Source organism: Actinomadura sp. NPDC000929, from assembly GCF_040492065.1.
GTDB classification, from domain to species: Bacteria; Actinomycetota; Actinomycetes; order Streptosporangiales; family Streptosporangiaceae; genus Spirillospora; species Spirillospora verrucosospora.
The window spans coordinates 14,254-34,273 of record NZ_JBEUPA010000089.1; the positions used below are offsets into that span (position 1 = coordinate 14,254).

Genomic DNA, 20,020 nt, shown 5'->3' on the forward strand with positions numbered 1-20,020 from the left:
TTCCACGCTCCATCGCAGGTCACGCGCGCCCCTAGGGACTAAGGTCCCCATCTCAGGCACCCCCTCGTCCCGCCGGTGACGAGCCGACCGCCCCTGCGGCCCCCGGTCGCGGCCTGCAAGCGTGGACGGCACGGACTCACACAGGCGGCGAGGTGGGATGTCGGTCAAGGGCGCGTTCACGCGCAACGCTCACGAGACGCTCTTCGCGCTGACCGGCGGCGGGCTGGCGGCGGGCGCCGCGCTCCGCTGGTCGGTGGGCTCCGGCGCCGCGGACCTGGCCTGGCTGCTGGCCACGGCGGTCGCGCTCTGCCCCGCCGTGTGGTGGGTCGTGGAGGGGCTCCTGCACCGCAGGTTCGGCAGCGATGTGATCGCCGTCCTGGCGCTGGCCGGGACGATCGCGGTCGGCGAGCCCTTCGCCGGCGCCGTGATCGCCGTGATGCTCACCGGGGGCCGGCTGCTGGAGGAGCGGGCGGGGCGGCGCGCCCGCCGCGACCTCGGGGCGCTGCTGTCGCTCGCGCCCCGGGTGGCGCACCGCCGGACCGGCACCGGCCTCGACACCGTCGACGTCTCCGAGGTGCGGCCGGGCGAGCTGCTGCTGGTCCGCGCCGGGGAGACCGTGCCGGTGGACGGGCTGGTGGAGCGCGGGACGGCGGTGCTGGACGAGTCGACGCTCACCGGGGAGCCGCTGCCGGTGGAGCGCCCCGCGGGAGACGCGGTGCGCGGCGGCACGGTCAACGCCGGGGACCCGTTCGAGCTGCGCGCGACCAACGACGCCCGGTCCAGCACCTACGCCGGGATCGTCCGGCTGGCCGAGGAGGCCGCGGCCGGGAACGCGCCGTTCATCCGGATGGCCGACCGGTACTCGGCCCTCTTCATCCCCGCCACGCTGCTGCTGGCCGGCGCGGCGTGGATCGCCGCCGCCGACCCCGTCCGGGCGGTGGCGGTGCTGGTCGTGGCCACTCCCTGCCCCCTGATCCTCGCGGCGCCCATCGCCTTCGTCTCCGGCCTGTCGAGATGCGCGCGGCGGGGCGTGGTCGTGAAGGGCGGCGGCACGCTGGAGCGGCTCGCGGGGGCGCGGGTGCTGCTGTTCGACAAGACCGGCACCGTCACCACGGGCCGTCCCGCGCTCACCGAGATCATCCCCGCCGATCCGGCCCGCGGCGAGGACCCCCTGTTCCTCGCGGCCTCCCTGGACCAGGTGTCCCCGCACGTGCTGGCCTCGGCGATCGTCCGCGGCGCCCGCGAGCGCGGGATGCGCCTCGCCGCTCCGGAGGACGTCGCCGAGCGCGCCGGGCAGGGGGTGCGGGGAACCGTCGAAGGCCACCGGGTGAGCGTCGGCAAGGCGAGCTGGGCCGGGCGGGCCGACCCGGCGTGGCTGGAGCGGGTCCGCGGCCGGGCCGCCGCGCGCGGCGCGATCACCGTGTTCGTCGGCGTGGACGGCCGGCTCGCGGCCGTCCTGCTGCTGCGCGACCGCGTGCGGCCCGACGCGGCGCGCACGTTCCGGCTGCTGCGCCGGGCGGGGATCGGCCGGGCGGTGATGGTGACCGGCGACCGCGCGGACGTCGCCGGTCCGATCGGCCGGCTGGTGGGGGCCGACGCCGTGCACGCCGGCCTGTCGCCGGCCGGGAAGGTCGAGGTCGCCCGGGACGAGAGCGCCCGCGCGCCGACCGTGATGGTCGGCGACGGAGTCAACGACGCCCCCGCGCTGGCCACCGCGGGCGTCGGCGTCGCGCTCGGCGCCCGCGGCGCCACGGCCTCGTCCGAGGCGGCCGACGTGGTCATCACCGTGGACCGCCTGGAGCGGCTGGCCGAGACGCTCGCGATCGCGCGGCGCACCCGGTCGGTCGCGCGCCAGAGCGTGCTCGCCGGGATGGGGCTCGCGCTGGCCGCGATGGTCGTCGCGGCGCTGGGGTTCCTGACCCCGGCGGCGGGGGCGCTGCTCCAGGAGGGCATCGACGTGGCGGCGATCCTGTCCGCCCTGCGCGTGCTCGGTCCGGGCCGCGACCGGGCGCCGCGTCTGCGCGGCGACGAGGCCGAACTCGTCCGGCGGCTGGACGAGGAGCACCGCGCGCTGTGGCCGCGGATCGAGCGCCTTCCCGCGCTGGCGGGCGCGGCGGCCGGTCCCGCCGGACGGCGCCGGGACGCCGCCCTGGACGCGCTCTCGGAGTTCCTGGCGGACCTGGAGGTCCACGAGCGCAAGGACGAGCGGCTGCTCTACCCGGCGGTCGCGCGCGCCCTCGGCGGTTCCGACCCCACCGGGGCCATGAGCCGCGGGCACGCCGAGATCGCCGAGCTGGCGCGCCGGATCGGCGCGCTGACGGCGGAACTGCGCACCGCGCCGGCGGCGCCGGAGCCCGCGGACGACCTGCGCCGGACCGTGCAGGAGCTCTACGCCGTCCTCCGCCTGCACTTCGCCCAGGAGGAGGAGAACTACTTCGTCCTCGCCGACGTCCACGACCAGGCCGGCCCCTGACCGGCCGATCACCTGCCGCCCCTCCCCGTTCGGCCCCGCACACCCGGGACGTTCGCCCCTGGGGGCGGGCGCCGCCGGAGACGAGGCTTGAGGCAGACACCGCCGGAGGTGAGGAAATTGACAATCTTGGTGGCGTACGCGAGCGCCAACGGCTCCACGCGGAGCATCGCCGAGCGGACCGGCGCGGTGCTGGCCGAGCGCGGGCTCCGGGCGGACGTCCGCCCCATGGCCGAGGTGGAGGACGCCGGAGCCTACGAGGCGTTCGTGCTCGGAAGCGCGATCCACGACCGCGCCTGGCTTCCCGAGGCGCTCGACTTCCTCGCGCGCGAAGGGGACGCCCTCGCCCGCCGGCCGGTGTGGCTCTTCAGCGTCGGGATGCCGGCCGCCCTGCGCGGACCGTGGCAGCACTTCGGCGCCAAGGAGGAGGGCCTCCTGCGGGACGACCTGCGGACGAGGGTCGACGCCGTCGACCACCGCCTGTTCTCGGGTGTCTTCCTCCGCGAGCACACGTCCCTGGTCGGGCATCTGCTCTTCCGGGCGCTGGGATGCCGGTACGGCGACTACCGCGACTGGTCCTGGATCGACACCTGGGCGTCGACGATCACGGCGAGGCCGGCGCTCTCCGGGCGGCTCCGCCCGCGTCCGCGCGCCGGTCACCCCTCACCCGTCGCGGACGGCCGGCCCGCCCGTCCGCTCAGCCCCCGGTGAGGCCGCGGAGCTCGACGGGCAGAAGGCCGGACGGACTTCGGCAGGACGACGCGAGGACCTAGGTCCCTGGCGGCGGGGCCGCCCGGGGAAGGAGTCTTGGGGCATCAGGGAAAGGCCTAGGGGGAAGCCATGGGCACGCAGGAGATCAGCTTCGAGGCGTTCGGGGAGCTCGTCACGTCGATCGACGACGGCGACGGCGACGGAGCGGCGCGCGTGACGGCCCGCGGCGAACTGGACATCGCCTCGTCCGCCGCGTTCGGCATCGAGCTGGCGAGGCTGATCGGCGAACGGGGACCGGACGTCGTGGTGGACGTCTCCGGCCTGACCTTCTGCGACGCGCGGGGCCTCGCGGCGCTCGTCGCCGCCGACGATCTCGCGCGCAGCCGCGGCGGGGCCGTCACCCTGACCGCGCCCCGCCCGCAGATGGCGAAGATCCTGCGGCTCACCGGCCTCGACCGCCGGTTCACGCCGGTCCGCACGGCCGTCCGCTGAAGCGTCCCCGCGCGGGGTCTCCCGACGGGCCAGAGCACCCCGCCCCGACCGCGACGGGTACCCGTACCCCGTATTAGGCACTCATCGACCAGTCGAGAGTGCAGCACCTCACATCACCTGTCTTCTTCCTGAGCTTGTGGTTTCGGAGATACCCCCCTAGGGTAAGCCGGACCCGCAAGGATACCCCCTAGGGGTAATGAGGAGGAGACATGTCCGCTCGTTCCGCACCCCCCGCCACCCGCCGGTGGTGGGCGCTGGCGCTCATCGCGACCGCCCAGTTCATGGTGATCATGGACACCTCGATCATCGGGGTGGCGCTTCCCCGCATCCAGGACGACCTGGGCTTCTCCCAGGAGAACCTGTCCTGGGTGTTCAACGCCTACGTCGTCGCCTTCGGCGGCCTGCTCCTGCTCGGCGGCCGGCTGTCGGACCTGCTCGGGGCCCGCAGGCTGTTCTCGGCGGGCTGGGTCGTCCTGCTCGGCGGCTCCGCGGTGGCCGGGGCCGCCGGCACCGTCGCCGTCGAGCTGACCGGCCGCGCGCTGCAGGGCGTCGGCGCCGCGCTCATCGCGCCCGCCGCGCTCACCCTGCTGATGATGCTGTTCGGCTCCGAACCCCGCGAGCTGACCAAGGCGCTGTCGCTCTACGGCGCCGCGGCTCCCGCCGGGGGCACCGCCGGGGTGTTCCTCGGAGGCGTCATCACCGAGTACGCGGCCTGGCCGTGGGTCTTCTACATCAACATCCCCATCGCCGTGCTGGCGCTGGCCGCCGCGCCGGCGCTGATGCCCGGGGGCGGCGGGAGCGCCCGCGGCTCGGTGGACGTGGTCGGCGCGCTCACCGTGACCGCCGGGCTCGGCGCCGTCGTCTTCGCCGTCGTCCGCGCCCCCGAGGTCGGCTGGGACGCGGCGGCGACCTGGGCCGTGCTGGCCGGCGGGCTCGTCCTGCTCGGCGCGTTCCTGGCCGTCCAGGCGTCCCGCCGCACCCCGCTGATGCCGCTGTCGATCTTCCGGGCGCCGAACCTGGGCGCCGCGAACCTCGCCCAGCTCCTGCTCGGCGGCGCGTGGATCCCGATGTGGTTCTTCCTGAACCTCTACCTGCAGCGGGTCCTCGGCTACAGCGCCTTCCCCGCGGGGGCCGCGCTGGTCCCGATGACGGCACTGATCATGCTCGGGATGATCGTCCTGGCGCCGCGGGCCATCGGGCGCCTCGGTTCCAAGGGCTCCGTCGTCACCGGGCTGCTGGTGCTGGCCGCCGGCATGGGCTGGCTGGCGCTCATCCGCCCGGACGGGAACTACTGGGTGGACGTCCTGCCCGCCTCGCTGGTGGCCGCCCTGGGCATGTCCCTGGCCTTCATCCCCTCCCTGGGCACCGCGCTTTCGGCCGCCCGTCCGGAGGAGGGCGGCCTGGCGTCCGGCATCGTCAACACCAGCTACCAGGTCGGTTCGGCTCTGGGCCTGGCCGCGATGACCGCCATCGCCGCCTCCTTCGGCGCCGACCGGATCGGCGACCTGCCCGCGCTCACCGACGGCTTCTCGGCGGCGTTCGCCGGCGCGGCACTGGTCGCGCTCGCCGGCGCGGCGCTGGCCGCCGTCACCCTGCGCACCCCGCGGCCCGAGGGCGCGCCCGCGCCCGCGCCGGAGCACGAGAAAGCCCCGGGGCGCTGACCGGCACCTCCGCGGGACCGCAGCCGGCGGTCCCGCGGAAGCCCGTCCGGGCGGCGGACCGGCCGCCCGCCCTGCTCAGGCCGCGTGCACGACCGCGACCGGGCAGGGCGCGTGGTGCAGCAGGGCGTGGCTGACCGAGCCGAGCAGCAGGCCGCGGAAGCCTCCGAGGCCCCGCGAGCCGACGACCAGCAGGCGCGCCTCCTCCGCGGCGGCCAGCAGCACCTCGCGCGGCGCCCCGGTCACGATGTCGATCTGGACCTTCACGTCGGGGTGGAGCTCGCGCGACGGGATCATCAGCCGGGCCATCCTGGCCGCGGCGGCGTCCCGCATCCCCGCCTCGTCCACCAGCGGGGGCACCTCCTTCTCCGGCACCGCCTCCCAGGCGACGACCGCGCGCACGTCCCAGCCGTGCGCGGCGGCCTCGGCGAAGCCCAGCGCCAGCGCCTCGCGCGACGCCGGCGACCCGTCCACGCCGACGACGACGTGCCCGTGCACCTGCTCCGGCGGCGGGACGAGGTCGCCCCGGACGATCACGACCGGGCAGGGGGCGTGCGCGGCCACCTGCGCGCCGACGGAACCGAGCACCAGCCCGACGAACCCGCCGAGCCCCCGCGGGCCGAGGACGAGCATGTCCGCGCCGTGCCCGGCCTCGATCAGCCGCGCCGCCGCCTGCCCCCGCGCCAGCACGCCCCGCACGCTCAGCCCCGGCGCCACCTTCCGGACGTGCTCGACCCCGTTGCCGAGGTTCTCCTCCGCCACGGCGCGCAGGTCGACGACCGGCATGGCGATCGGGCCGCCCCCGACGTAGACGTCCCACACGTGGAGCACGGTCAGGGGCAGGCCCCGGATGCGGGCCTCGGCGGCGGCCCACTCCAGGGCCTGCACACCGCCCGTGGAGCCGTCGTAGCCAACGACCACTCCGGTGATCGGCTCGTCGTTCATGTGCGAACTCTCCTTCGGGGGTTCCTGCCGGGTCGAGTCCAGACTCGCCCGCCGTGGCCCCGCGCAGGAGGGGCGACGGTCCGCAGGATCAGGGACCTTCGGCCCTCGTCCGCCACCCGCGTCACCGGGCGAGCGGCACCACGGCGATCGGGCAGATCGCGTTGTACAGCAGCCACTGCGCGACCGAGCCGAACGCGGGATGCGCGGCCCCGACCACCAGGAGGCGCGCCTCCTGCGCGGCCTCCCGCAGCGCTTCGGGCGGAGGGGCGAGCGGGTTCTCGGGGTGCCCGAGGCCCGCCCCCGGCGCCCCCTCCCCCTCGGCGCCCGAGGAGACGGTCTTCACGGGAAGCTGCCGCAGCTCCGCCTCACGCGCGGCGAACGCGAGCGCGCTCCGCGCCGCGGGCGAACCGTCCACCACGGCCACGACCGGCGCCGGGCTTCCGGGGCGGGGCAGCGCGCCCACGCCCCTGACCACGATGACCGGGCATCGCGCGTGCACGGCGACGTGGGCGGCGACCGAGCCGACGGGCACGCGCGCGAGCCGCCCGAGCCCGCGGGACCCGAGCACCAGGAGCTCGGCGCCGGCCGACAGCTCCGTGAGCCGCTCCGCCGCCGACCCCTCCTCCGACACCGGCCTGACCGCGACCCCGGCCGTGCGCTGCCGGGCGCACTCGACGCCGTGGGCCAGCACGTGCTGCGCCGCCTCGTGCAGCGACCGCCGGCCCGCCTCCTCCAGTTCGGGGGCGACCCCCTGGTAGGGCCAGTGCCACGCGTGGCACAGCACCAGCGGAGATCCGCGCAGCTCCGCCTCGTCCAGCGCCCAGTCCAGCGCCTGCATGGCGTACACCGACCCGTCGAATCCGACGACCACCTCGCGCGCACCGCTTCCGTCGGACATCGCGAACCCCCGTCCCCGTCCGGATGGATCCGCAAAAGGCGTTCCCGGCCGGTGGCCGGGAGACGGCGTCCGCGGAACGTGAAGGGGGCGGGAGAAGCCCTCCGCCGCTTAGGCAGCGTTTCGAGATGGACGGTGCGTGGTCTCCCACTTCTCCGTCCCTTTCCGCTCGACTTCTCTCGCCCGGTTTCATTCCATCTCGCCGCCGGCGCCCGGTACAGGGACGAAAGTCCTTCGTTCGCCTCGGGCCTGGGACGGGAGTATGTGCTCCGGCGGGCTGGTCAGCGGAGGAGCCGAAGGTCCCCTCGGCGGGGCCGGGCGGCCTCCGCGTCCTCCAGACCGGCGAACCCGCGCCGGGCGACGCGCCGGCGGAGCTCGCGGAACTGCCTGTGCTGCATGATGAAGTGCGCCGGCTCCCCGAGGAGCCAGGTGAACAGGCGGTCCGGGACCGACGGCACCCCGTGTCCGCGCGTCCGCACGATCAGGCGCGTGCACCCGTCGGGCAGGCGGTGGAGGTGGAAGGCCCAGAGCCCGTCCGCGTACGCCCGCGGCTTCGGTCCGCGCGGGTCGAACGACCTTCCGGACGGCAGCTCGATGTCGCTCCGCAGCACCAGGGTCCTGCCCGGATCGAGGACCTCGACGCGGAAGTAGGTCGTCCCGCCGGGGACCGTGGGCACGCGGTCGCCCGCCGCCAGATCCTGCCATTCCGGAACGATGCGGTCCGTGCTCGGCCGCCCCCTGTTGTCGAGCAGGTCCCAGCTGTACCAGCCGCCCCGCCCGTATCCCATCTGCACCAGCCACGGCCAGACCGCCTCCGGCGGCGCGGGCAGCGACACCGCCATGGTGGACTGGCTCGTCGCGTTCTCGATCAGCTCGTCGCTCGGATACGAGGTCTCCGCCTCCGTGTCGGTGGCCCCCCAGGACAGCAGCGCGGGACGGACCGCGGCCGCGTAGGCGGCTGCCGCGCCGCAGGCGAGCGCGAGACCGCGAACCCTCTTGCTCATGGCGAGTCCTCCCCCAGTCGATGACCGCTCGGGTTCCACGCTGGCGGGCGGCGGTCCGGTCCGGCAGAGGCCTTCGCCACGCCGGCCGGGGACGTTCGTCCCTTCTGACCTGGCGGCGCGCCGTCGCCGGACCGGAGAAAGGGACCTTCGGGCCGCGGCGTCGAGGACATCCGTCCGTGGCGCCCGGCGCGTCCCCGGGAAAGGCTGGAGGTACTTGGAGGGATGAGCCGTTGAGGGCGACTTCCGAGGTCGTTCGGTCATCGACCCGGGGAGCAGGCATGAGGCCGCCGGACGCCGGCACACACGCGGACCGCCTGCGGCGCCGCTGCGGGCTCGACGGCAACGACCTGCGGCGGAGGGTCGATCGGGCGCAGTGGCGCGTCGGGCTCCTTCTGCTCCTGCTCTTCCTGGTCGCCGCACCGATCGCCTGCGCCCACGTGGTCTCGTCCGTCGATGCCGCGGGGGTCCGCGCCGAACGGTACGAGGCCGCGACGCGCCACCGCGTCGACGCGACGGTGGTCGGGGTCACGCAGCTGGAGTCCGGACGCGAGGTCAACGTGGTCTGGACCGGCGCGGACGGCACTCCGCACAACGGCCGGTACACCAGCTGGCGCGCGACCGTGGTCGGCGAGCACCGCGTGCTCTGGACGGGTCCCCGCCACACCCTCGGAGAGATGGGCCCGCGGAAGCACGCGCGGACGATCGGTGACGACGTGTCGGCCGGCGCGGCCGTCCTGGCGGTGGCGGGGCTGCCGATGCTCACCGTCTACCTCGCGTTCCGCTGGGGTTGCGACAGGCGCCGGTACCGGCAGTGGGACGAGGAGTGGGCCGACTTCGACCGCCGCTCCCGTTCGGCCTAGGAGACCCGAGACGGCACGCCGGAGGTGCGGGATGCAGCGGATGAACGCGCTGGACGCGGGGATGTTCTTCGCCGACAACGACACCACGCCGCTCCAGATCGGCACGGTGACCGTGTTCGAGGGCCCCGCGCCCGGCCACGCGGAGCTGGTCCGGGAGATCTTCGCCAGGCTCCGGTTCGCTCCCCGCTGCCGGCAGCGCGTCCGGACCGTCCCGCTCCACCTCGCGCACCCGGTCTGGATCGACGACCGCGGCTTCCGGATGGCGGACCACGTCCGGCACGTGGAGGCGCCCGCGCCCGGCGGCCCGGACGAGCTGCGGGAGCTGGCGGGCCGCGTCCTCGGCAGGCGGCTGGACCTCACCCGCTCTCCGTGGGAGGTGTGGCTGGTCGAGGGGCTGGAGCACGGACGCTGGGCCCTGATCTCCAAGGTGCACCACTGCATGGTCGACGGGCTCGCGGGGATCGACCTGCTGAGCGTCCTGCTCGACGCCGGCCCCGGATGGTCGCCCGCCGGTCCCCGGCTGTGGACGCCCGCCCCGGAACCGTCCGCGCGGGCCGTCGTGCGCGGCGCCGTGGCGGACCGGCTGAGGGGGTTCGGCCGGCAGGCCGCCCGGCTCTTCCTCCCGGCCCTGCGCGAGTCGATCGCCGTCGCGGGCGCGGCCCCCGGCTACGCCGCGCGCCTCACCGGCCCCGGCGCGTCCTCGCTCAACGGCCCGACCGCTCCCCTCCGGCGCTGGTCGCGGACCTGCGCGCGCCTGGATGAGGTGAACCGGATCAGGTGCGCCCTCGGCGGATCGGTCAACGACGTGGTGCTCGCCGCGACCGCCTCCGGTTTCCGGGCGCTGCTGGCCGCCCGGGGCGTGCTCACCGCGGAGTCGGCCGTCCGCGCCCTGGTGCCCGTCTCGGTCCGGTCGCCCGACGAGCGCGGGATCCTGACGAACCGGGTGTCGGCGGTGCTGGTCGACCTGCCCTGCGGGGAGCCCGACCCCCTGCGCCGCCTCCGCCTGCTGCGGGAGCAGATGGACGGCGCGAAGAGCGCGGACCAGGCGGCCGGGCTCGACGCCTTCCTGCGGCTCGTCGGCGCCGCCCCCGGGCTGCTCGCCGTGGCGGCCCGCACGGCGCTGCGGCTGCGGCAGCCCTTGGTCCACACGATCGTCACGAACGTGCCCGGTCCCTCGTTCCCGCTGTACGCGATGGGGCGGCGGATGCTGGAGATGGACCCCTACATCCCCATCGCCGCCGGGTCGCGCGTCTCCGTCGGCATCATCTCCTACGACGGCGTCCTGTCGTTCGGGATCACCGGCGACCGCGACGCCCTGCCCGACCTGCCGATCCTGTGCGCGGGCATCCGCGAGGGCGTCGACGAGCTCCTCAAGGAGGCGGCGCGGAAGGTTCCGGCATGACCGCCCGCGCGCGGCGCAGGAACTCGGTGGGGCGGCGCGAACACGGCGTTCACCGGGATCGTACGCGGCGTCCCGTCATCTCAGGCGGCGCAGGTAGGGGTCCCAGGCGCGCCGGGGAAGGAGCCGGACACGGGCGTCGACGGCCACCGCGCCGTCGGGCCGGACGACGGTGGGATTGAGGTCGAGCTCGGCGATCTCGGGATGCTCGGCCGCCAGCCTGGACAGCCGGAGCAGGAGGTCGCGCAGGGCGGCGAGGTCGCCCGCGGGGCGGGCGGGATGGCCGAGCAGCAGGGCGGACAGGCGCGGCTCGCGGATCAGGTCGTCGGCCTCCCGCTCCGTCAGCGGGGCGAGGCGGGCGGTGCGGTCGGCCAGGGCGTCGGCGTCGACGCCGCCCGCACCGAAGACCACGACGGCTCCGAACACCTCTTCCTGGACGGCGCCGCACAGCACCTCGACGCCCTCGTCCACCATGGCCTGGACGACCACGCCCTCCAGGGCGCCGCCGAACCGTCCGGTGAGGCTCCCGAACGCCTCCCGGACCTCGCGGTCGCCGTCCAGGTCGAGCCGCAGGGCTCCGGCGGCGGTCTTGTGCACGACTCCGGGCACGTGCGCCTTCATCGCCACCGGGACGCCCATCTCGCGGGCCGCCGACGCGGCCTCCTCCTCGGTGCGCGCCCAGCACCAGGGGGCGAGCGGAAGCCCGTAGGACTCCAGCAACCGGAAGGTGCCGACGGGCGGCAGCCAGCCGCCCTCCGGTCTCGCGGACAGGAACCCGTCGATGATGCCCGCCGCCTCGACCGGCATCAGCCCGGTCAGCGCGGGCGGCGCGCCGGGCGGGGCGCCCCGCCGCCGCGCGTAGGAGAAGGCGCGGGCGAACGCGCGGACGGCGTTCTCCGGGTAGGCGTAGCAGGGCACGCCGCGCTCGTTGACCACGACGGTCTCGGGCTGCCCGAGCACGACCGCGGCGAGCGGCTTGCCGCAGCCGCCGAGCGCTCCGCGCAGGTCCGCGAGCGCGGTCGGCGCCACCAGCGCCAGGACGGCGTCGACGGACCCGTCCGCGGCGACCGCGTCCAGGGCGCTCCGGAACAGCTCGGCGGAGACCCCGGCCGTGGTGTCGACCGGGTTGGCGACCGCCGCGCACGCGGGCAGGAGGCCGGAGAGGCGGCGCCGCGTCGCCGGCGTCAGGACGGGGACGGAGAGTCCGGCGTCGGCGCAGGCGTCGGCCGCCAGCACGCCCGCCCCGCCCGCGTTGGACACCACCGCGACGCGCGGCCCGTCCGGGAGCGGCTGGGCGGCCAGCAGCGCGGCGGCGTCCACCAGCTCCCCGAGGTCGTCGGTGGCGACGATGCCCGCCTGCTCGAACAGGGCCCGGCGGGTGATCTCGGGGGTCGCGGCGGCCGCGGTGTGGGAGGCGGCCGCCCGCGTGCCGGGCGCCGACCGCCCGGCGAGGACGGTCAGCAGCGGCATCCGGGCCGCCACCCGCCGGGCCGTCCTGGCGAACTTGCGCGGGTTGCCGAACGACTCCACGTGCAGGACGCCGAGCCGGGTCGTCTCGTCCGACTCCCACCACATGAGCAGGTCGTTGGAGCTGACGTCGTACTTGTCGCCGACCGAGGCGAACGAGGAGATCCCGATCCCCAGCCGGGACAGCTGCTCCAGCAGCGCGATCCCGACGCCGCCCGACTGCACCACCACCCCCGCGCCCCCGGGGACGGGGTGCCGGGCGCCGAACGTCGCGTCGAGGGAGATCTCGGTGTTGGCCGTCCCCAGGCAGTTCGGGCCGACCAGCCGCATGCCGTGCTCCCGGCAGACCGCCAGCAGGTCGCGCCCCTGGCCGGCGGTCAGCCCCGAGCTGACCACCACCAGCGCGCGGGCCCCGTACCGCCCGCATTCGGCCGCCGCGCGGACCACCGCGCCGGCGGGCACGGTGACGACGGCCAGGTCGGGCCGCTCCGGCAGGTCGGCGGGCGCCGCCACGCACGGCGCGCCGTGCAGGTCGCCGCCGGCGGCGTGCGGGTTCACCGCGTACACGGCGCCGCCGAAGCCGGCGGAGAGGAGGTTGCGGAGGATCTCGGCGCCGACCGTCCCCGGCCGCCGGGACGCGCCGACGACCGCGACCGTCCGCGGCCGCATCAGCGGCTCCAGGCTGGCGACGTCGGCGCGCCGCTCCCGCTCGGCCACCGCGTCCAGGTAGCGCTCGTCGGAGACCAGCGGCAGGGTCAGCTCGACCACGCCTCCCGAGAACCGGCGCCGCGCCGTCATCCCGGCGTCGGCGAAGACCCGCAGCATCGCGGTGTTCTCGGCCAGCGTGTCGGCGCGGAAGGCCACGATCCCGTGGTCCCGGGCCACGGACGCGAGGTGCTCCAGCAGCAGCGTCCCGACCCCGCGGTGGTGCATCCGGTCGGCCACCGCCATCGCGAACTCGGCCTCTCCGGGCACGTCGGTCGGCTCGTACTCGGCCACGCCGACCAGTCCGCCGCGCAGCCACGCGCCGAGCGCGGCGTGGCCGTCGCCGCCCGTCCGGCAGACCCGGCCCGCGACCTGCTCGGAGACGGCCCGGTTGAGGCCGAAGAACCGCAGGTGGAGACTCTCCTCGCTGAGGCCGCGGTGCAGGTCGCGCACCGCCGCCCGGTCCGCCTCCCCCAGCCGCCGGATCTCGACCTGCGTCCCGTCGGTCAGCAGCGCGAAGACACGCGCGCCGGAAAGGCTCTCCGTCATGCCCCCAGCGTCGGACGGGGCGGCGCGGCCGGTCAGCGTCCCAAGGTCACGGGTCGTCGGGACCTTCGTCCCCACGCCCCGGAGAGGCCCGCCGGGTAGGACAGGGGGAACACCGGTTCCGCCATCCTGAGGAGCGGCGCTCTCGTGGATCTCAACTCGCCCGGCCGCACGCTGCGGATCGGCGGCCGCCCCCTCCCGGTCGTCGGCCCCGCCCGCATGTACGTCTGCGGGATCACCCCGTACGACGCGACCCATCTCGGCCATGCCCGCACCTTCGTCTGGGCCGACGTCGCCGCCCGGGTCCTGCGGCACGCGGGCGGCGAGGTGCGCGTGTGCCGGAACGTCACCGACGTCGACGACGTGCTGGACCAGGCCGCGCACCGTGCGGGCAGCCCGTACGACAGCTTCGCCGCCGTCCAGCAGTTCTACTTCGAACGCGACCTGGAGGTCCTCGGGGTCCACGCCGTCGACCACCAGCCCCGCGCGCACAACCATGTCGGCGAGGTCGTCGCGCTGGCCCAGGGACTCCTCGCCTCCGGACACGCCTACGTGCGGGGCGGCGCGGTCCACTTCCGCGGCGGCGAGGTCCCCCGGCGCGCCGGCCTCGACGCCGGCCGGGCACGCGCGCTCCTCGCCGAGTACGGCGACGCGCCCGACGACCCCGGCAGGGACGACCCGTTCGACGTCGCGGTCTGGCGGCCGTCGCGGTCGGGCGAGCCCGCCTGGCCCAGCCCCTGGAGCGCGGGGCGGCCCGGCTGGCACGCCGAGTGCGCCGCGATGGCGATGACGGCCTTCGGCCCGGCGCTGGACCTGCACGCCGGCGGCGACGACCTGCGGTTCCCCCACCACGCCTACGAGGCGGCCATGGCCGAGGCGCTGACCGGCGTGCGGCCGTTCTCCCGGGCCTGGCTGCACGTCGGGGTGGTCCGCCGGGAAGGCGCCAAGATGGCCAAGTCCACCGGCAACCTGGTGCTGGTCTCCGATCTGGTCCAGGACCACCCGGCCTCCGCGGTCCGTTTCATGCTCCTCGCCGAGCCCTGGGCGCGGGAGTGGGAGTACACGCCCGGCGCCCTCGACCGCGCCGCGGAAGGGCTGGACCGCCTCCTCGCGGCGGCGGGCCGCGGCCGCTCCTCCCCCGCGGCGGAGGCCGCCGTGACGCGGGCGCTGCTCGACGACCTCGACGTGCGGACGGCGCTCGAAGTGGCGGAGCAGGAGGGCGGCCGGACCGCTCGCCTGGTGACGCGGGTCCTGGCCCTCGGCTGAGCGGCCGCCCGGGCGCCGGCGCACGTGGCGCGCCCCGCGCAGGGGTGCGGGCGGGCCGCTGACTCAGTGCGGAAGGGTCACGCGGAACAGCGTGTGCTGGGCCTCGACGAGTTCGGCGCGGCCGCCGTGGGCGGCGGCCACCGCCTGGACGATGGCCAGTCCGAGTCCCGTGCCGCCCGCGCTGCGGGACCGGCTCTGGTCGGCGCGGACGAACCGCTGGAAGATCTCCTCGCGCAGGCCGGCCGGAATGCCGGGGCCGTCGTCCTCCACGTCGAGGAGCACGGCGTCCCCCCGGTCCGCGAGCCTCACGGTGACGTGGGTGCCGGGAGGCGTGTGGGCGCGCGCGTTGGCGAGCAGGTTGGCGACCAGCTGGTGGAGGCGCCGGGCGTCCCCGGTGACGGTCACCGGTTCCTCCGGGAGCACCAGTTCCCAGCGGTGCCGCGGGCCGGCGGCGCGGGCGTCGGCCGTGGCGTCCAGCACGATGCGGGTCAGGTCCACCTGGTCCGTCTCCAGCGGGCGGCCGGCGTCCAGGCGGGCGAGGAGGAGCAGGTCGTCGACCAGTTCGGACATCCGGACCGACTCGGCCTCGATCCGTCCGAGCGCGTGCCGCACCTCGGGCGGAACGGGCTCGGTGGTGCGCAGGGCGAGTTCGGCGTGGCCCCGGATCGCGGCGACGGGGGTGCGCAGCTCGTGGCTCGCGTCGGCGGCGAAGCGGCGGAGCCGCTCCTCGCTCGCGTGCCGGCGGGCCAGCGCGTTCTCGACATGGCCGAGCATCCGGTTCAGCGCGGCGCCGACCTGCCCGACCTCGGTGCGGGGATCGGTGTCGGGGACGCGCTCGGGCATCGCCACCTCCCCGCTGGCCAGCGGCAGCTCGGTCACCCGGGACGCGGTCGCGGCGACCCGCCGCAGCGGGCGCAGGGCCAGCCCGACCCACGCCGCCGCCGCGATCCCGGCGGCGGCGAGCACGGCCGCGAAGACGATCGCCTCCACCAGGATGACGCGGCGCAGCGTCTCCTCGGCGGGCCGCAGCGGCAGCCCGGTGACCAGGACGTCCCCGTCGTCGCCGCGGAGCGCCATCATCCGGTACTCCGCCAGCGCCGACAGGTCGAGCGAGCGCGCCCGGCCGTCGGGCGGGAGTGCGGCGAGGGCGCGCCGGTCGGCGGCGTCGAGCGGCACGGGCACGTCGGAGCTGTCGCGCACGACCGCGGCCTCCGTCACCGTCCGGCGGAACAGCCGCGCGCCGAACGTCCCCGGCGCCTGCCCCCGGGTGTCGGGACCGTTGTCGGCGTCATGGCGCCGCTCGTGTTCGAGGCTCGCCGGGAACCGCCCGCCGGACGCGGTCAGCTGCTCGTCCAGCCGCCCCATCAGGAACCGGTCGAGCGCCGTCGCTGTGGCGATGCCCACGGCGAGGCAGCTCAGCGCCAGCAGGACGAGCAGCCCGGCGGTGAGGCGGGCCCGCAGCGTCCGCAGGCCCCTCACGAGGCCCCTGGCTTCAGCACGTACCCGACGCCGCGCACCGTGTGGATCATCGGTGCCCGGCCCGCGTCGATCTTCTTGCGCAGGTAGCTGATGTACAGCTCGACGACGTGGGCCTGCCCGCCGAAGTCGTAGTCCCAGACGCGGTCGAGGATCTGGGCCTTGCTGAGGACCCGGCGCGGGTTGCGCATCAGGAACCGCAGCAGCTCGAACTCGGTGGGCGTCAGCTCCACGACCTCTCCGTCGCGGGTCACCTCCCGGGCGTCCTCGTCCATGGCCAGGGCGCCGACGGTGAGCAGCCGGTCCGTGCCGGCCGTCCGCGCCATGCCCGCCCGGCGCAGCAGCCCCCGGAGCCGCGCCAGCACCTCCTCCAGGCTGAACGGCTTGGTCACGTAGTCGTCGCCGCCCGCGGTGATGCCGGCGATGCGGTCCTCGACGGCGTCCTTGGCGGTCAGGAACAGCACGCACACCTCGGGCGAGTCGGCGCGCAGCCGCCGCAGCACCTGCAGGCCGTCGATGTCGGGGAGCATCACGTCCAGCACGACGGCGTCGGGGCGGAAGTCGCGCGCGGCGGCGAGCGCGCCCGCGCCGTCCCCGGCACTCCGCACCGACCAGCCCTCCGAGGCCAGCACGCGCGACAGCACCTCCGCCAGGTCCGGTTCGTCGTCGACGACGAGGACCCGCACGGGCGTCCCGTCGGCCCGCCGCAGGCCCGCCACCGCGGGTTCGTCCTTTGTCATGGTCGGACCAGCATCCCTCTCCAACCTCTGCCTTCCCTCTGAAAAGGCTCTGAGAGACGCCATTCCCCATCGCGTCAGAGGGAACTCAGAAACTGCGTTGGCAGGGTGGCCGCCATGACGACGACCAGGTACGACATCATGCGGCCGACCCCGCAGGTCAGGCGGCCGTCGTGGCGCGTCCCGCACTGGTGGCCGCAGGTACCGATCTACGCCGGCGCGCTCGCGGTGCTGGCGCTGTGGTGGCGGAGCACCGGCTCGATCACCGGTCTGGACGGCTGGCTGACCGAGGCCGGGCGCGTCACCGGGCTGCTGGCGGGATACGGCTGCGCCGTCCTGCTGGCCCTGATGGCCCGCGTGCCGGCGCTCGAACGGGGCGTGGGCACCGACCGGCTCGCCCGCTGGCACGCGATGGGCGGGCGGTACACCGTCTGCCTCGCGCTGGCGCACGCCCTCCTGATCATCTGGGGGTACGCGGTGACGGCCCGCACCGACGTCGTCCACGAGACGGCGACGGTGGTCGTCGACTACCCGGAGATGATCAAGGGCACGGCCGGGTTCCTGCTCCTCCTCGGCATCGGGATCACGTCCGCGAGGGCCGCCCGGCGGCGGATGCGCTACGAGACCTGGCACTACCTGCACTTCGCGACCTACCTGGCCATCTTCCTGGCGTTCTCGCACCAGCTCGCCAACGGAGCCCAGTTCGCCGGATCGCCCCTGGCGAAGGCCGCCTGGTACACCCTGTACATCGGCGTCGCCGTCACCCTCGCCTGGTTCCGGTTCCTGATGCCCGCCGTGCGCGGGATCCGGCACGGGCTGCGGGTCACCGCCGTCCACGCCGAGGCGCCCGGGATCGTCTCCGTCTACATGAGCGGCCGCCACCTGGACGAGCTGCGCGCCGAACCGGGCCAGTTCTTCCGCTGGCGGTTCCTCGCCCCGGGCTTCTGGTGGACGGCCAACCCCTACTCGCTGTCCGAGCCGCCCCGCGGGCACCGGCTCCGCATCACCGTCAAGGAGGCCGGGGACCACAGCCGTGCGCTGGCCCGGCTCCGCCCCGGGACGCGGGTCTGGGCCGAGGGGCCCTACGGCGGGTTCACCGGGGCGCGGCCGCACCACGACCGGGCCCTGCTGATCGCCGGCGGCGTCGGCATCACCCCGCTGCGGACGCTGTTCGAGACCCTGCCCGGTGACGTGACCCTCGTCTACCTCGCCCGCCGGCCCGAGGACCTGGCCCTGCGCGGCGAGCTCGACGACATCGCCCGCGTCCGCGGCGCACGCGCCTACTACTTCGTGGACGAGCCGTCCCACTACTCCCTGTCGCTGGACGGCCGGGCGCTGCGCGACCTCGTCCCCGACATCCGGCACCGGGACGTCTACCTGTGCGGGCCGCCCGGCATGATGGCCGCCGCCCAGGGCGCGCTGAAGCAGGCCGGCGTGCGACGCCGCCACGTCCGATCCGAATCCTTCGAGTTCTGAGAGGTCCGCACCCTATGCGCCGAGCCGTGTTCACCACGAGCGCGACGATCGCGGGAGTCGTGCTGCTGCTGTCGTTGAAGCCGCACCACCACGACACCGCCGTGGCGCCCCCGCCCACCGCGGGCGGCGGCACGAGCAACGGGACGAGCGGCGGCACGAGCGGCGGGGCGAACCCGGTGAGCAAGACCTACCGGGGCGAGAGCGTCGACACCCGCTACGGGCCCGTCCAGGTCGAGATCACGATGTCGGGCGGCCACCTCACCGGAGTCCGCGTCCTGCGCTCGCCGTCGGAGAACGGCCGCGACCGCGAGATCGCCTCCTTCGCCCTCCCCAAGCTCACCAAGAAGGCCCTCGCGGCGGGCAGCGCGCGCATCGACACCGTGTCCGGCGCCACCTACACCAGCGAGGGATACATCACGTCCCTCCAGAGCGCCCTGGACAGCGCCCGTGCCTGAGGGGATCCGCCACGTGGAGCACGCGATGGGGACGGTGTTCTCCTTCGACGTCCGCACGCCGCGCTCGCCGGCCATCGCCGCGGCCCTCGCGCAGGCCGTCGCCTGGCTCCACCACGTCGACCGCGTCTTCTCCCCCTACCGCCCCGACAGCCAGGTCACGCGCCTGGCGGACGGCCGCGCCGGGCTCGGCGAGTGCGATCCCGAGGTCGCCGAGGTCCTGCGCCTCGGCGCGGAGTTCGAACGGGCCACGGGCGGCGCGTTCACCTGCGAACCGGGGGGCCGGCTCGATCCCAGCGGCGTGGTCAAGGGCTGGGCGATCGAGCGGGCGTCGACGATCCTCCACGACGCCGGCGCCCACGACCACTGCGTGAACGGCGGCGGCGACGTGCAGGCGCGCGGCGAGGCCGGGCCCGGCGAACCGTGGCGGATCGGCATCGCCGACCCCGGCGACCGCGGCAGCCTCATCGCCGCCGTGTCCGGGAGCGACATCGCCGTCGCCACGTCCGGCACCGCCGAGCGCGGCCGGCACATCCTCGACCCCCGCACCGGGCTCCCCGCCGCGGGCCTCGTCTCCGTCACGCTGGTCGGGCGCCACCTCACCGACGTCGACGCGCTCGCCACCGCGGCCTTCGCCATGGGCGACGCCGCCCGCGCCTGGCTCGAGGCCCGGCCGGGGATCGAGGCGCTCGGCGTCACGTCCGAGGGCGGCCTGTGGTGGACGCCCGGCTTCGAGGACTTCGCCCTGCTTCCTTCCAGGAGGGGCTGAGGGCCGAACCCGGGGCGAAAGGACCGTCGCCGTCCGAGGCGGGGACCAAGGTCCCTACGGCCGAGCGACCGCGCGGACGACGCTGTGTTCATGGCAAAGCCCTCCTCCTTCGGGCCTGACGGCCCCCCATCGTCGGGCACCGCAGGCGATCGCGCGGTCCTGGTCGGGACCGACGGTTCCGCCTCCTCCGAACGCGCCATCGGCTGGGCGGCCGACGAGGCCGCGCGCCTCGGCAAGGAACTGCACGTCCTCCACGTCCTGGAGACACCGACGAGGACCGCGCCCGGCGACACGGGCGGCGACGCCGAGTCACTCGTCGACGCCTGGAACCCGGTGCTGCGCGCCGGGCGGGACGCGGCCCTGCGGCGGCACCCCCGCCTCAAGGTCGAGACGATGCTCGTCCACGACCGGACCGTGGCGGGCGGCCTGCGGCTCTACGCCGGCGAGGCCGCCGAGGTCGTCGTCGGGCATCGCGGCCGGGGCGGCTTCGCCTCGCTGCTGCTCGGCTCCACCGGTCTTCACCTGGCCGGGCACTACCCGGGCCCGGTGGTCATCGTCCGCGGCCACTCGGACACCCCCATCGGCGAGGTCGTGGTGGGCCTGGACCTGGCGGAGGACCCCGCCCCCGCGCTCGGCCACGCGTTCGCCGCGGCCGCCGCCCGCGGCGCCCGGCTCCGCGTGCTGCACGCCTG

General features: G+C 75.7%; 17 protein-coding genes. 11 read left to right on the forward strand and 6 right to left on the reverse strand.

Annotated features, from left to right (window positions below):
* Window positions 1–157 precede the first annotated feature (157 nt).
* From ABWI04_RS26755 to ABWI04_RS26770, 4 genes are all read left to right on the forward strand, one after another.
* Window positions 158–2,473: a heavy metal translocating P-type ATPase gene (locus ABWI04_RS26755; protein ID WP_353834158.1), complete on the forward strand. Its 2,316-nt coding sequence runs from the start codon at window positions 158–160 to the stop codon at window positions 2,471–2,473.
* 117 nt (window positions 2,474–2,590) lie between these two features.
* Window positions 2,591–3,181: a flavodoxin domain-containing protein gene (locus tag ABWI04_RS26760; protein WP_353834159.1), complete on the forward strand. Its 591-nt coding sequence runs from the start codon at window positions 2,591–2,593 to the stop codon at window positions 3,179–3,181.
* Between the two features lie 129 nt (window positions 3,182–3,310).
* Window positions 3,311–3,673: an STAS domain-containing protein gene (locus tag ABWI04_RS26765; protein ID WP_345172088.1), complete on the forward strand. Its 363-nt coding sequence runs from the start codon at window positions 3,311–3,313 to the stop codon at window positions 3,671–3,673.
* A gap of 209 nt (window positions 3,674–3,882) precedes the next feature.
* On the forward strand, window positions 3,883–5,334 hold the full coding sequence (locus tag ABWI04_RS26770) for an MFS transporter (protein ID WP_345172086.1): 1,452 nt from the start codon (window positions 3,883–3,885) through the stop codon (window positions 5,332–5,334).
* 75 nt (window positions 5,335–5,409) lie between these two features.
* Here ABWI04_RS26770 and ABWI04_RS26775 read toward each other — a convergent pair whose 3' ends face one another.
* The 3 genes from ABWI04_RS26775 to ABWI04_RS26785 form a co-directional block, all read right to left on the reverse strand.
* The gene (locus ABWI04_RS26775) at window positions 5,410–6,276 is read right to left on the reverse strand and encodes a universal stress protein (protein WP_345172084.1); all 867 of its coding nucleotides are present in this window, start codon (window positions 6,274–6,276) and stop codon (window positions 5,410–5,412) included.
* Between the two features lie 121 nt (window positions 6,277–6,397).
* A complete protein-coding gene (locus ABWI04_RS26780; protein ID WP_353834160.1) occupies window positions 6,398–7,174 on the reverse strand; it encodes a universal stress protein in 777 nt (258 codons plus the stop codon).
* Between the two features lie 278 nt (window positions 7,175–7,452).
* A complete protein-coding gene (locus ABWI04_RS26785; protein ID WP_345172080.1) occupies window positions 7,453–8,175 on the reverse strand; it encodes a hypothetical protein in 723 nt (240 codons plus the stop codon).
* A gap of 278 nt (window positions 8,176–8,453) precedes the next feature.
* On the opposite strand from ABWI04_RS26785, the gene ABWI04_RS26790 reads away from it, so the two are divergent.
* Window positions 8,454–9,035, forward strand: a complete 582-nt coding sequence (locus ABWI04_RS26790) for an Rv1733c family protein (RefSeq protein ID WP_353834161.1) — start codon at window positions 8,454–8,456, stop codon at window positions 9,033–9,035.
* Between the two features lie 31 nt (window positions 9,036–9,066).
* Window positions 9,067–10,437, forward strand: coding sequence for a wax ester/triacylglycerol synthase family O-acyltransferase (locus tag ABWI04_RS26795; protein WP_353834162.1), 1,371 nt, complete (start codon window positions 9,067–9,069; stop codon window positions 10,435–10,437).
* A gap of 75 nt (window positions 10,438–10,512) precedes the next feature.
* Here the strand turns inward: ABWI04_RS26795 and ABWI04_RS26800 are convergent, their stop codons facing one another.
* The gene (locus tag ABWI04_RS26800; RefSeq protein ID WP_353834163.1) at window positions 10,513–13,155 is read right to left on the reverse strand and encodes a bifunctional acetate--CoA ligase family protein/GNAT family N-acetyltransferase; all 2,643 of its coding nucleotides are present in this window, start codon (window positions 13,153–13,155) and stop codon (window positions 10,513–10,515) included.
* Between the two features lie 144 nt (window positions 13,156–13,299).
* Here ABWI04_RS26800 and ABWI04_RS26805 point away from each other — a divergent pair, with 144 nt between their 5' ends.
* Complete coding sequence (locus ABWI04_RS26805; protein WP_353834164.1) at window positions 13,300–14,418, forward strand: class I tRNA ligase family protein; 1,119 nt, start codon at window positions 13,300–13,302, stop codon at window positions 14,416–14,418.
* Between the two features lie 63 nt (window positions 14,419–14,481).
* Here ABWI04_RS26805 and ABWI04_RS26810 read toward each other — a convergent pair whose 3' ends face one another.
* Together ABWI04_RS26810 and ABWI04_RS26815 are read right to left on the reverse strand one after the other, a co-directional pair.
* Entirely contained in the window at window positions 14,482–15,897 is a 1,416-nt protein-coding gene (locus tag ABWI04_RS26810) for a sensor histidine kinase (protein ID WP_353834165.1), read from the reverse strand.
* Window positions 15,894–16,634: a response regulator transcription factor gene (locus ABWI04_RS26815; RefSeq protein WP_345172068.1), complete on the reverse strand. Its 741-nt coding sequence runs from the start codon at window positions 16,632–16,634 to the stop codon at window positions 15,894–15,896. The genes ABWI04_RS26810 and ABWI04_RS26815 overlap by 4 nt, the downstream gene beginning before the upstream one ends.
* Window positions 16,635–16,748: 114 nt before the next feature.
* Between ABWI04_RS26815 and ABWI04_RS26820 the strand changes: the two genes are divergently transcribed.
* From ABWI04_RS26820 to ABWI04_RS26835, 4 genes are all read left to right on the forward strand, one after another.
* On the forward strand, window positions 16,749–18,107 hold the full coding sequence (locus ABWI04_RS26820; RefSeq protein ID WP_353834166.1) for a ferredoxin reductase family protein: 1,359 nt from the start codon (window positions 16,749–16,751) through the stop codon (window positions 18,105–18,107).
* A 14-nt stretch (window positions 18,108–18,121) separates the two neighbouring features.
* Window positions 18,122–18,562: an FMN-binding protein gene (locus ABWI04_RS26825; RefSeq protein ID WP_353834168.1), complete on the forward strand. Its 441-nt coding sequence runs from the start codon at window positions 18,122–18,124 to the stop codon at window positions 18,560–18,562.
* Window positions 18,555–19,328, forward strand: a complete 774-nt coding sequence (locus tag ABWI04_RS26830) for an FAD:protein FMN transferase (protein WP_353834169.1) — start codon at window positions 18,555–18,557, stop codon at window positions 19,326–19,328. Before ABWI04_RS26825 ends, ABWI04_RS26830 begins: the two co-directional genes overlap by 8 nt.
* 90 nt (window positions 19,329–19,418) lie before the next feature.
* A partial coding sequence (locus tag ABWI04_RS26835; RefSeq protein ID WP_353834170.1) for a universal stress protein occupies window positions 19,419–20,020 on the forward strand: 602 nt, incomplete at its 3' end.